Raw genomic sequence first — 13,354 nt, forward strand, 5'->3', positions numbered from 1 at the left:
TCAGACAGAACCAGTCCGGACCAGTTGCGGATCGCCGGTCAGGCTTTCGCAGATCTCCGGCACCCACGCATCCAGAGCCGGCGCTCTCAGCACCGAATAGTGATCGGCCTCAACGCGACAGACCTTCGGCGTAACGCAGGTGAGCGCCGCCCAACTCTCGGTAAAATCGCGTTTCAGGCCACCGAGCGCGCGCACCAACGTCAACGGAGCGCTGCAAGCTTGCGGCTCGTAGGCCCTGAGGAGTGCGAAATTCGCCGAGAACACCGCCAGCAGGCACCTGACGTCCTCCTCCCCGGCACCGGGAAACGCGACCTGGAATTGCGGCAGGGAACGCACGACCTCGACGACATCCTGATCGGGCGCGAGCACCATCTCGGCACCGAAGAGATCGCGGACAAAGGCCTGCCGGCAGCGCAGGTCGATATCGTCGTCGCCCGCCTCGGACGAGGCTTCAAGTTCCCGGATATCCGCCGGCGTATAGCTGTCGATGAGGCCGAGGAAGGACACCGCCTCGCCCGCCGCCTCCAGATGGCGCGCCATCTCGAAGGCGATGGCGCCGCCGAGCGACCAGCCGGCAAGCCGATAGGGGCCGTGGCCCTGCAGTTTCCGGATCTGGCCGCAATAGCGCGCGGCCATGGCCTCGATTCTGTCGGTGCGCACGCCCTCCCCCGGCTCAAGCCCCTCGGCACGCACGCCGTAGACGGGGATATCGACCGGAAGCGCATCGAGAAGCGGCCGGTAGCAGGTCAGGGTTCCGCCGATCGGATGGATCAGGAACAGCGGCGGAGCGACCCGTTCTCCCGAGGCCCGATCGGGCTGTCGGAGGGAGACAACGAGCGGGATCTCGTCCGGCGTTTTCGTCTCCGCGCCCGCACCGCTCACGCCGCGAGCACGCAGCAAACGGCCTTGCGCGGCGATCGTGGCCGCGCCGGAGAGATCGGAAACCGACAGGGCGCAGCCGAAGGCTTGCTGAATGCGGCTGAGGAGCCGGACTGTCAGCAAGCTGTGACCTCCGGCTTGCGCGAAGTCGTCATCGATCCCGAGCCCGGCTTCCTCCCGACCCAGAACCGCGCCCCAGATCTGCCGAAGCATGCGTTCCAGACCGTCGCGCGGCGGCCGAGCGGACTGAGCCTCTTGCGCATCCCCCGTTTCGTGGCGCCGCAGGGCAATGCGGTCGATCTTGCCGCTGACGGTTTTCGGCAGCCGGTCGAGCCGAACCCAGACGGAGGGCACCATGTGTGCGGGCAGGCTGTGCGCCAACTGTTCCTTCAGATCCAGATCGCCGAGGCTTCCGTCCATTCCCCCGAGAAAGGCCGTCAGAACCGGGTCCCCGACCCTGTTCCGCTCCACAAGCACCGCCGCCTCGCCAACACCGCAGGCACCAAGCGCCGCCTCGACTTCCCCCAGTTCGATCCGGTAGCCACGGATCTTGACCTGATCGTCGATGCGGCCGTGGAATTCCACCTGCCCGCCGCTATTGGGGCGGAAACAGGCCAGATCGCCCGTGGCGTAGAGGCGGATGTCACGGTCCGCGATGCGATGGGTGCAGAACTTCGCCGCCGTCAGATCCGGGCGACCGTGATAGCCCGGCGCAAGACGGTCGCCGCCCAGATACAACTCGCCGACGATCCCGTCGGGCACGAGGTTGCCGTCTCCATCGAGAATGTAGATTTCGACGCCCGGCAGCGGCCTGCCGATCGGGACGGCGTCGGTCGCTTTATTCGGTTTCACGTCATGGGTGAGCGCGGTGATCGTCGCTTCCGTCGGCCCGTAGGCGTTGACGAGCCGTATTCGCGCAAAAGCGCTCCTTCCCCAGAGATCGACAACCTCGCGCGACAGGGCCTCACCGCCGACGATCACCAACCTCAAGGGCAAGGCAGGCAGCGCGGCCTCCCGGCTTTGCCAGGCGCGCAGCAATTCGTGCAGGTAGACCGGCGGCAGGTCCGCGACCGTGATGGCCTTGTCGGCGAGCCAGGCGTGGAAAGCTTCCGGCGTCTGCAAGCCTTCCGGGCGAAGTTCCAGCGAGCCGCCGACGGTGAGGACGGGCAGGATCTGCTCAAGCGCCGTATCCACCGAGGCGGACGCGAATTGCAGTACGACGTCATCGACAGATAGCCCGTATTCGCGCGCAACGATCTGGCAATGGCGGGACAGCGCCTCGTGGGATATGACCACGCCCTTCGGCATGCCGGTCGAGCCGGAGGTATAGATGATATAGGCAGGGTCGTCCGGGCCAATTTCGACTGTGGGAAGCCTGGCGAAGCGGTCAAACAATCCGACGTTCTCGCGATCGAGATCGATGACGGGCACGTCTGCCAGCCCCTGAAGGCGGGCGGCATTTGCCCCCTTCGTCAGCACGAAGGAAGCTCCGGCGTCGCTCAGGATATGGGTCAGGCGCTCGTCGGGGAATTCCGGATCGAGCGGCACCCAGACGGCACCGCTTGCGAGCACCGCCAGAAGGGCGGCGATGGCATCGGGTTCGCGACCGAGCAGCACGGCGACCCGGTCGCCGTGCTTAACGCCGTGCCTTTGCAGCGACAGCGCAATCCTCCGGGTGCGAACGGCAAGGCGCTTGTAGGAGAGACGGCCCGCTTCCGCTGAAACGGCAACCGCACCGGGGGTTTTGCGCGCCCGGTCGAAAACCAGATCGTGCGCAAGGGTTGCGGAGGTCTCGACATCCCGCGTCCGGCTCCAATGATGAAGCGCCCGGTCGGTCTCGGACTTCGTCAGCATGGGAACGGAGAAGAGCGGTTCGGCTTGCCCCTTGGCAAGGGCCTCAAGCAGCAGGCGATAGTGATGCAACATGCGCTCCATAGTGCCGCGGGCAAACGAATTGGCATCGAAATTGGTGATGACAAGCGCACCATCGGGAGCGTTTTGCACCTCGATGCCGAACTCCGTGTCGCCGGCCTGCCGGATGGAGGGGAGCAGGCGGATATCGCCGCTCGCAACGCTCGAAAGTCCGGTCAGCTCAGCGCCGAAGCTCTGGTAGGCGAAGGTCACCTGATAGGGCGAGTCACCGGACGCCGTGCCACCGAGCTCGCGGGCGATGCGGGCAAAGGGATAGTCGGAATGGGCCAACCCCTCCGCGAGGTCGACATGGACGCGGGCCGCCCAGTCGCTCAAGCTCAAGTTCGGCTCAAGAGCGAGGCGCAGGGCGACCATGTTGGCGCAAAAACCAAGCGTTTCGGCAAAACGACGGGCGGGACGGCGCAGCGTCGGGATGCCGATCACCAGATCGCGTTCGCCGGTGTAGCGGTAAAGCAGGCCCGAGAAGGCACTCAGGTAAAGCGCGGCCTGGCTTATGCCAAGCGCTTTCGCCGTCTCGCAAAAACGGGCCGTCAGATCACGCGAGAGTTTCAGATCGAGGTTCTCTCCGGCAGTGATCGTCTTGCGGGTCGCGCCGCTGATCGTCGGCAGTCTGAGATCGGGCAAGGGATCCCGGAGCTTCTCCAGCCAGTAGGATTTCTGGGCGTCGCCTTCATCGGAGGTCGTGACCTGCTCCTCCCAGGCGACAAAATCGGCGTAGTCGGCCGCATCACCGTGCCCTCGCGGTGCGGGCTCGCCTCTCGCGAAACGCTCATAGGCCTGCCAGAGATCACGGCTCATCACGGCGGAGGAGACGCCGTCGGTGACGATGTGATGGGCCGTCAGGAGCACGACGCTCGTGTCCGGTTCGAGCCTGCCGCCGAAAACGAGATCGATACGGAAGACGCCCTTTGAGAGATCGAAGGGGATGGCGGCGCGACGGCGCAGGAAGGCTTCGCTCTCCAGTTCCTTGGGAAGCGCAACAGAGTTGATTTCAACCACGTCCGGACGCGGCACCAGCACCGGCTCGCCCGCCTCCTCTTCGAACCGGGTCGCCAAGATCGGGTATTCGCCGGTTAGCCAATCGACCGCCTTTGCCAGCGACGCGCGGTCGAGCGAGCGGCAGAGATAGGCCATCGGCACGTTGTAATCGCCGCTTTGCGGGTAAAGCGACTGGAGCACCCAGAGCCCCTTCTGGGCTTCTCCGAGCGGCCGCCGCGACGGGGTCTCGCGGGCTTGCGGTGCGAAGACGGCCGGAGCCACTGACGCACCAAGGCTTTCCAGTCGGGCGGCGAGGCTTTGCGGCGTCGGGTGGGCCTCCATGTCGGCCTGCGTCAGGGCCGCACCATATGCATCCTCGATGGAATAGACGAGCCGCATCCGCGCCATGGAATCGACGCCGAGGCTCTCGAAATCCGCATCGGCGGGAATGTCGTCCACCGGGCAGCCGAGTTCCGCCGCCAGTATCCGGCGGATAAAATCGAGCGCGCTCTCCTTGTCCCCGGCCTCGGGGGCCACATCTTCGATTTCCTCGCTGGGTGCAACGACGGGAACCGTTTTCAGCCAATGGCGTTCGCGCTTGAAGGGATAGCCGGGGAGCACGAGCATGGGACCGGAGCGCTCGTCGTCCTGGGGACTGAGGGCGGCGATTGCCTCGACAGGCTCGACGAAGGCCGGATCTTCCAGTTTGCGGATCAGGTCTTCGGTGCTTGAGGCCACGAACGTTACCTTGCAGTCGAAGCTTTCGCGCCCCAGACGCAGCGTTCGGGACAAGGCCGCAAGCGAAAGATCTTGGTTCGCGCGCAGATGACGGACCAATGCGGCCCGGAGATCGACCAGCTGGTCTTCGGTGCGCGCGGAGACGGGGAAAAGACGCGACTTCACGGCTTCCGGCGATGCCTTGGACGTCTCGACCTTCGGGGCTTCTTCCAGAATGAGATGGACGTTGGAGCCGCCCGCGCCGAAAGAACTGATCGTCGCGCGCCGTGGCTCCTGTCCGTTCGGCCCGACAGGCGCGGGCCACGGGGCAAGCTCCGTCTGCGGCCGGAAGACGGTTCCCCGGAAGGCCTCGGGCGCTCCGTTCTTGACGAAGGAGGGAAACAGTTCGCGGTGCTCGAATTGCAGCAGCACCTTGGCAAGCTGGGCAAGCCCGGAGGCACCTTCCGCGTGGCCCATGTTGGTCTTGACGGAACCGATGGCCGGACGTGCGCCCTCAGCCTTCGAGAAGGCTTCCGTGAGCGAGCGCAGTTCGATGGCATCGCCGATCTGCGAGCCGGTGGCCGCGACCTCCACATAGCCGATGGTTGCCGGGTCGATCCCGGCCCTCTCGAATGCGTCTTCGAGGAGGTGAACCTGTGCGTCCACGTTCGGCACGGCGTAACCGGCTGAATGACCGGCGTGATTGGCGAGGTTGCCCTTGATCACCGCAAGGATGCGGTCGCCGTCGACCATCGCATCCGCCTGAGGCTTCAGCAGCACCGCGCCAACGCCCTCGGCGGGCAGATACCCTGCTCCACCTGAAAAGGCGCGCGCATCCGGGTTGCCCGCAACGAGCCCGGCGCGGCTCAGGGCCTCGTATTTGCCGGGGTGAATGGAGAGATTGACCCCGCCCGCAACCGCCAGCCGACATTCGCCCAAACGCAGGCTCTGGCAGGCCTGATGCACCGCCTGAAGCCCCGACGAACACATGCTGTCGAGCGCAACGCTCGGGCCCTGCAGATCGAAGAAGAAGGACGTGCGGTTGGCAATCCCCGAATAGGAGGACAGCGCCAGAAGCGCGCGGGTTTCGAGTTCCGTGGCAAGGCCCGGATACTGGTTGTACATGGTACCGACGAAGACGCCGACGCGCTTGTCGTAATGCTCGGCAAGGTACGGCCGCGTGTGCCCGACACGCTCGAAAAGGTGCCAGGTCGTTTGAAGAAACAACCGTTCCTGCGGGTCGCTCAGATCCGCATCGCGGGGCGTGAAGCCGAAGAACCCGGCATCGAAGCAATCGACATCGGAGAGGAACGCGCCCCACTTGCAGTAGCTTGCCCCCGGCTCGCCCCTTCGCGGCGAATAGCGCGGCACGAGATCCTGACGGTCGGCGGGGATTTCGGTGACGCAATCGCGGCCCTCGCGCAGGAGGTCGGCGAAATCCTCAATCGTGTCAGCACCCGGAAAACGTCCGGCGACGGCGATGATGGCGATATCGCGCTCGTCCGGCTCAGGGGCAGGTTCGGTGCGGGCGACAGGTTCGGCGAGCGGCGGCGAGGTTTCATCGTTTTCCACCGTCGCGAACTTGTCCGTCAGTTCATCTGCTAGCCGGTTGATGGTCTGGAACTCGAACAGGATGGTCTGCGGCAGGGAGCCGAAGCTCGCCTCGAGCACCTCGACGACTTCGAGGCCTGAGACGGAATCCACGCCGAAGCGATCAATGGTGTCATCCGGCCCCAACCGATCCTCGGGAATGCCGAGACAGGTCGAGAAGGCGGCCTTGATCGCCGCGACGGTTTCCTTGCGCGTCGCCGACGCGGGCACCGGCTCGGAGCGCTTGACGGGGGCGGCCTGCGTTGCGGCCGCCATGGGCTGCGCGGGCGCATCGGCCGGTTTCATCAGACCGCGCAGACGACCGTGATCACCTTCGAGGACGAGGACCTGCGCCTCTTCGCTCGAGCCCAGAATGGTTTTCAGGGCGGCAAGGCCGGTGGCGGTTTCAAGCGGCAGCACGCCGGAGGTGCGCCTGATGGCGGAGATTGTGCGCTCGTCCATCGTCATGCCGCCGTCGCGCCAATAGGGCCAGTCGATGGAGACCGTGCGCCCGGCTCGTGTCCCGGCAGCAACTTGCGCATTGCGCCGGGCGGCGAAGGCATCGAGGAAGGCATTCGCGGCCGCATAATCCGATTGTCCGGGATTGCCGAGCGCGCCTGCGGCGGAGGCGAAGAGCACGAGGAAATCGAGCGGGCGGTCGCCGAGGGCCTCATCGAGAATGCAGGCGCCCGTCACCTTCGGGGCAAGGACTTCGTTGAAGGTCTCGTCCGTCTTGGCGAGAAGCAGCCCGTCGCGGGTGAGACCTGCACCATGGAAGATTCCGGTCAGGTGCCCATCGGTGCGCTCGATCTCGTCGAGAAGGGCCGAGACGGCAGCCGCATCAGTGACATCGACGCGTCTGTAGCGGGCGGATGCGCCGAAGGCTTCGAGCTTCTTCAGCGATTGCTCGATGGCAGGCGTCGGGCTTGAGCGCCCTGTGAGCCACAGCGACGGGCGGGTGCCGCTCGCAGCGATATCCTCGGCCACGTGAAGACCGATGCCGCCAGCCCCGCCGGTCAGGAGATAAACGCCGTTTTCCACCCACGGAGCGGCTGTTTGCGCAGAGGTGGGAGCGAGTTCGCGCCAGGTGCGGACGAGGCGACGGCCTTCCCTATAGCGGATCTCCGCCTGATCCTTTCCACACTCTGCGTCCTCGGCAAGACGGCCCGCCAGATCGGGAACGGCCCTATCCACTGCGATCAGCCTGCAGGTGAGGATCGGATGTTCGAGCGCGGCGCAACGCAACAGGCCGGAGAGCCCTTCAAACAGGCTGTCGTCGCCTGCAAGCGGCACGACGACCTGGACCACCCTCTCCTGCCGCGCCCGGGCCTGCTCCTTCAGACAATCCAGCAAACTGAGCGCGAGCGCGCCGTATCGCGCATCGAGGGCGCTCGTTTCAGGCAGATCCGGAACGACGACCTCCGCTCCCATCTCGCGCAGGGCATCGGCAAGTCCAGCATAGGCTGAGGGGAGATCGCACAGGACGTGGAGCGGCGGATTGGTCGGGAGCTGCCCCGTTGTCTCGGCCAGCCGATCCCGCCGGTCGAGGGCGAAGAGGAGCGGCAACCGGGTTTCGACGGCGGCGGGCGTCTCGGCGCCGTCGACGACAGGCAGCCAGCAATGATCCTCGGCAAAGGGATAGGTCGGCAGGCTGATCGGGCGCGGCTTCTCGTCCTCACGTAGAGCCCGCCAGTCAACCCGTGCGCCGTTGACCCAGCCCGCCGCGATATCCGAAAGCTCAGAAGAAGCTGCAATCGTCGTCGCCTGTGCGGAGGCACGGGCGCGGAAAACATGCTCCGAAGTTTCTCCGGCAAGCACCCGGTCGAGGCCCCTCTTCAGGTCGCCCATGCTCTGCGCGACGATTGCCAGCCGTTCTTCAAAGGCCTCGCGACCCTCCTGGAGGGTGTAGGTGATGCTCGGCAGATCGCTTTCGCTTAACGTGTCGAGATGGGAGCGGACCTGTCGAAGCAAGACCTCCAGCCGGTCGGGATCGCGGGCGGAGAAGGGATAGACCCTCGGGGCGACCGGCAGGAACGGCCGGGGAGCCTCAAGATGTTCGGCGATGATGAGATGCGCATTGGCCCCACCCGCGCCGAAGGAGGAAAGCCCGGCAATGCGCGGCAGGGCCTTCCCGTTGTCCATCGATTTCTGCCAGGGCGCAAGCACCCGCTGCACACGGAAGGGCGAACCCTCGAAATCGATATTCGGGTTCAATTCCTCAGCGTGGATCGAGGGAGCGAGCTGGCCGTGCTTCAGTTGCAGCAGGAGTTTCGTCAGCCCGGCCATTCCGGCCGCACTCTCCGCATGGCCGATATTCGATTTGACCGAGCCGATGGCGCAAGGTTGACCGCCCGCGCCCGCAAAAGCTTTGGTCAGGGCTGCAATCTCGATCGGATCGCCGAGATTGGTGCCGGTGCCGTGGGCCTCAATATAGCTCACCTCGCCGGGCGCAACGCCTGCCTTGTCGAGCGCCCGTTCGATCACCGCCGTCTGGGAGACGGGGTTGGGGACGGTGAAGCCGTTGGTCTTGCCGCCATGGTTGAGAGCGGAGCCGAGGATCACGCCGTAAATCCGGTCGCCATCAGCCTCCGCCTGGGCGAGCGGTTTCAGGAGGACTGCGCCGACGCCTTCAGCCGGAACATAGCCGTCGCCCTCCGCCCCGAAGGCAGCGCAATGGCCCCTGGCGGACAGGAAGCGGCCTTGAGAGAGAGCGAAATACTTGTTGGGATGGGGCGTGAGATTGACCCCGCCCGCAAGCGCCACCGAACAATCGCCGGAACGCAGGGCCTCGCAGGCCAGATGGATCGCCGTCAGCGACGAGGAACACATGGTGTCGAGCGCAATGCTGGGGCCATGGAAATTCAGGAAATAGGAAACCCGGTTGGCGATTGCCGCCGCACTGCCTGCTATCGCCGCCGGAATACCCCTGGCGTTCATCTCCGCGGCGTAGAGCTGGTACTCCTCCCACATGACGCCGACATAGACGCCCGCACCGCCGTGGCGCGCGCCATTGGAGGCGACTGCCTCGCGCGTGTAGCCCGCATCTTCCAGCGTTTCCCACGCCGTTTGCAGGAAGAGCCGTTCCTGCGGATCGAGATATTGCGCCTCACGCGGGGCGATGTTGAAGAACATCGGATCGAAGCGGTCATGGCCCTCGATGAAACCGCCGTACTTGCAGGTGGTCTTGCCGATCTTGCGTTCGGGATCGTAGTGACGCGCGTGGTCCCAGCGGGTCGGCGGGACTTCGGTGACGCTGCCGCGCCCGCTCGCGAGATTTTCCCAGAACTGATCGAGCGTGCGCGCGCCGGGATAGCGCCCGGCCAGACCGATGATCGCGATAGGCTCATTCGCCGCGACCGGCCCGCGCTTGACGGCATCAGACGTCTTCCGGGCAGGCATTTCGGGCGCCTGACGCGCCGCGCCGGTGATTTCGGCGAGCCTAACCCTATGCTTTTCGCGGAAATAGCCGATCAGCGCTTCAAGCGTCTGATATTCGAAGAACAGTGTCTTCGGCAGCGGCCCGAAATCGCGTTCCAACACGTCCATCAGCTGCATGATCAGGACGGAGTCAATACCGTAGACCTCAAGCGGGGCGGACAGCAAGACCGAAGCGGCATCCACCTCGGTCTCTCTGGCGATCAGGTCGACAAAATAGCGCTCCACCGCAGATGCATCGACGGTTCGGGGCGGAGCAGCTTCCGCCTCCGGAGGCTCCTTGCGCGGTCCCTCATCCGGCAGAAGGCGCACGGAGAAGCCTTCGATGCGAGCGGAGAGACGGCCGTCCTCATCGGCCAGATCGATATCCAGCTTGCGGACGGCTTCGCCCTGCGGACGAAGGCGCAGATGCGCCCACACGGTGTTGGCCGTGGGCGCGCAGACCTCCACCCGGTCGATGCCAAAGGGAAGTGCGAGCACGCCGTCTCCCTCAGACGAGAAAGCGACGAGTGCCGACTGGAAGGCGGCATCGAGCAGGCTCGGGTGGAGGATAAAGCCCTCGCTCGTCTCCGTCGCCGCCTGCGGTAGCCGCAGCCGGGCGAGCGCCCCGCCGTCACCGGAGGAGGACAGCTCGGCAACCGCGCGCATGGCGGGGCCGTAGTCGATGCCGAGTGCGGAATAGGTGGCGTAGAGCCAGTCGCGATCGTGCAAAACCGGGTAGGCCCGTTGCAGCGCCGCGATATCGAGGGAGGCGGGCCGGTCGGTGCCATCGGCAAGCTCGATCATGCCACGTACGAAATCGCTCCGGTCATCGCCCCGTGGCACCAAACGGAACCTTCGGCCACCGCGCACCGCCTCATCGAAGACGACGTCAAGCTCGATCTCGCCGGAATTCAGTTCGACGGGCCTGTGCCATGTCACACCGGAAAGGATCACCGGCAGCGATGTCGCGACCTTCTCTTCCAGCGCGGCCTTACAGACGATCTCGAGGCTCATGGCGCCGGGAAGAATGCGATTGCCACGAACGACGTGATCCCTCAGGTAGAAGGCATCGGCGCTCAGGCGGAACCGGAAGCCCTCGTCGGGTTGGGAACCGGGCACGGGTCCGGCGCGGTAGACGTCGCGGGCGAAGGGATAGGTCGGCAGATGCAACCGGCGGTGCGGGCCGGGATTTTGGGCCTGCCAGTCGACCTTGCCACCGCCGGTCCAGTGCCGCGCGATATCGGCGGCCTCCGCATCGGGCGGCAGATCGCCAGCGGCCGGGTCGGGTTTCCCCACACGCCCGGTGAAGATGGCCGATGCCTCGCGGCCTTCAAGAAAGCTTTCGAGAGAGGCGTGCAAATCCTCAAGACTATCGGCAACGACGGCGAGGCGCTCGGCCAGCTCCGACCGGCCGACCTGCAGGGTATGGGCGAGGTCCGGCAGATCGGCTTCGGCCAGGCGACCGCTATCGAGTTCGGCCAGGAGATTGCGCGCGCAGTCCTTCAGCCGATCTCCGTCGCGCGCCGACAGCGGCACGACCACGGGGCCGGACGGTGCGGACTGGTCGGAGGTGCGATCCTCTGCGGGGCAATACTCCTCGAGGATCACGTGGGCGTTGACGCCGCCGAAGCCGAAACTCGAAATACCTGCGCGCAATGGCAGCGCTTTGCCGTGTTCATTGCGTACCGGCTCCCAGGGCTCGGCCGCGTGCAGGATGCGGAACGGGCTGTCGGAGAGATCGATATAGGGGTTGATCGTCTCGCAATGGAGGTTCGGGGCGAGGCGACGGTGCTCGAACTGCTTCAGCACCTTGATGACGCCAGCGACACCGGCCGCCAGTTCCAGATGGCCGATATTGGTCTTGATCGAGGCGAGCGCGCAGCTTGCACTGTCCGGAGATCCCGGCATTGTCGGCAAGGCGCGGAAGGCGGATTTCAGGGCGTTGATCTCGACCGGGTCGCCCAGCGCGGTGCCGGTTCCGTGCGCCTCGATATAGCCGACGGTGCGCGGGTCGATGCCCGCATTCGTATAGGCGAAAATCAGCAGATCGGCCTGCGCGCTGGTATTGGGCGCGGTCAGGGAGTTAGCGTGGCCGCCGTGGTTGATCGCGGTTCCGCGCACTATGGCGAGGATCGGATCTCCGTCGCGTTCGGCATCCGACAAGCGGCGCACGAACAGCATGCCGACACCCTCGCCGCGCACATAGCCGTTGGCCTCGGCGGAGAAGGTCTTGCAGCGGCCGTCGGGCGAGAGCATGCCCGCCTTGGCGAAGTTGATATGCGCTTCCGGCGTGATGATGGTGTTGACGCCGCCGACCAACGCCATGTCGCAATCGCCCGCACGGATCGCCTGAACCGCGCGATGCAGCGCTACCAGCGAACTGGAACAGGCCGTTTCCACCGGCTCGCTCGGGCCGTGCAGATCGAGCAGATAACTGATCCGGTTCGGCCCGACCGACGGCACGGCACCGGTTGCGACATAGCCCTCGCCGCCGCTGTCGGCCCCGATCATTTCGCGATAGCCGCTCGACGAGGTGCCGACGAAAACGCCGACCTTTTGCCCGGCGAGGCTTTCGGGGGAATGGCCCGCATCCTCGACCGCCTTCCACGCATGGACCAGCATCAAGCGCTGCTGCGGGTCCATCAGCCGGGCCTCGCGCGGCGAGATACCGAAGAACAGCGGATCGAACTCGAACACCCCGTCGATGAAGCCACCCCAATGGATGTTGGTCTTCGTCGGTTCGCGGCGCGGATCGCCGTCGAGCGCCTGCCACGACCAGCGATCGGCGGGAATGCGGATGATGCAGTCGCGCGCGGAAATCAGGTTCGACCAGAATTCGTTCCCGTCCAAAGCCATCGGGAACCGACAACTCTGGCCGACGATGACGACGGGATCATCGTCGGGCACGGAGGTGCGCGACTGCGGATCGGGGGACGCCACTTTGGCGGAACCAACGGCAGGCGGGGCGACGGATGGCGAGATCGGTTTTACCTCAAGCCCCAATTGCGCGGCGCTCAGGTTCGGCGCGATGTGGCTCGCCAGTCGGAAAAGGGTCGCGAATTCGAAGAAGTCGGCGGGCGTCAGCGCGAGGCCCAGCCCGGCGTTTATCTCAGCCGCGAAGGTCGTCATGGTGATGGAGTCGAAACCGAAATCGCCAAGCTCGGTATCGACGTCCAGAATGGACGGGTCCACTTCCAGCGTGCGGGCCGCGATCTCGGCAACGACGGCCAATGTGCGTTCCAGCCGGTCGGCTGGCGTGATCTCTCGGACCTGAGGAACCGGGGCTTCGGAAATGGGGGCCGCCGCCTCCCGAGAGGAAACGGCGGGGGTCGTCGCAGGCATAATGAGGGCATTGGGACCCTGCCCGACCCAGTAATGGGTCTTGGCAAAAGGGTATCCGGGCAAGGGGATGCGTTTTCCAGGTCGTCCTTTTCGCACGGTGGCCCAGTCGATGCCGAAGCCGCCGACCCAGAGGGTCAGCAGATCCTCTCCCCTGCCCCGCTCGGCAAGCCCGGCGGCGGCTTCGCGCAAAGGCCCGTCGCTTTCCAGAACGGCGTTGGTCTTGCGGTTGGCCTTGACCCGGCCAGTATGGAGCGCATCGCCTTCCTCTCCCGCAAGATAGGCATTCAGGCGCTCTAGCATCTCCGCCATTGAGCCGGCGGCGAAGGCGAGGCGGAATTCCATCGGATCGCGAGTGATCTGCAGCGTGTGGGCGATATCACGAAGCTCCGCCGCCTGCCCCTCTCCGGACACGAAGTCCGCCAACCGGCGCACCGTCTCCGTCAGTTGAGCGTCCGAGCGGGCGGACAGGACGATGAGTTCGGGATCGTCATCAGCGGCG

At 65.5% G+C, this 13,354-nt stretch carries 1 protein-coding gene (running past one end of the window); it reads right to left on the bottom strand.

What is annotated here, in order from left to right:
• Positions 1-13,354 carry the 3' portion of a non-ribosomal peptide synthetase gene (locus tag QNJ43_RS23520; RefSeq protein WP_300473732.1) on the bottom strand. It continues 6,299 nt past the right edge of the window, so only the last 13,354 of its 19,653 coding nucleotides appear in the window; its start codon lies off the right edge, out of view — the gene reads right to left on this strand; its stop codon occupies positions 1-3.

It is taken from the genome of Breoghania sp., from assembly GCF_030066895.1.
Lineage (GTDB): Bacteria > Pseudomonadota > Alphaproteobacteria > Rhizobiales > Stappiaceae > Breoghania.